This window comes from Pseudomonas sp. UM16 (genome assembly GCF_050312595.1).
Classification (GTDB): Bacteria; Pseudomonadota; Gammaproteobacteria; order Pseudomonadales; family Pseudomonadaceae; genus Aquipseudomonas.
Map to the genome: position 1 here is coordinate 1 of NZ_JBNPJT010000061.1, position 630 is coordinate 630.

Genomic DNA, 630 nt, shown 5'->3' on the forward strand with positions numbered 1-630 from the left:
GACGGCAACGCCGAGATAGAAATAAAAATCCATCATTTCAAAACCTTTTTCAGCAGGGAAACAAAGTAAACGGACGCGAGGACGCCGAATACTATCCGGCCTGTTTCAAGACCGCTTTGCAGGTTGTCTTTCGGACTGCATTCCGCCAATGAAAGCCTTAGCGGCTGACCGTCCGACATCTTCCACATGCTGCCGTTATATTCCGGCCTGATTATCTGTCCGTTTTCTTTGATTCTTGGTACTACCAAGCTGAAATAAAGGTTTTCGGCCCGGTGCTTCTCAAGACATTTATTTCCGACTTGGCAGTACATGCCGCCTTACTTCATCACCCTCTTAACGATGGAAAATACAAAAAGCGCGGCGAAAACGCCCACTACAATCCAACCGGCTTCCACACCGTCCGCTTTTGCGGCTTCCAAAGCGTTTTTTGCCGTTTCGGGCAACGCTGCGTTTGCCTGTGCCGCCAAAGCCAGCGGGGGCGGCTGTTACAACAGCCAGTTTTGCGCCGTATTTACGGCAGGTGTTAATAAATTTCATGATATTTTCCTTCAAAAAGTGTTTGGCGGTAATGGATGGAGAGTTTTTCAGACGACCGCCGAACATCCGAAAATCAGTCTTTCAAAAATCCGA

The 630-nt window shown here is 48.3% G+C and carries 1 protein-coding gene; it reads left to right on the forward strand.

All coding sequences use genetic code 11. From position 1 onward, the window contains the following. Positions 1-309: 309 nt before the first annotated feature. Positions 310-630, forward strand: a 321-nt coding sequence (locus ACQRAX_RS25550; RefSeq protein WP_427867780.1) for a hypothetical protein, incomplete at its 3' end; no start/stop codon positions are given.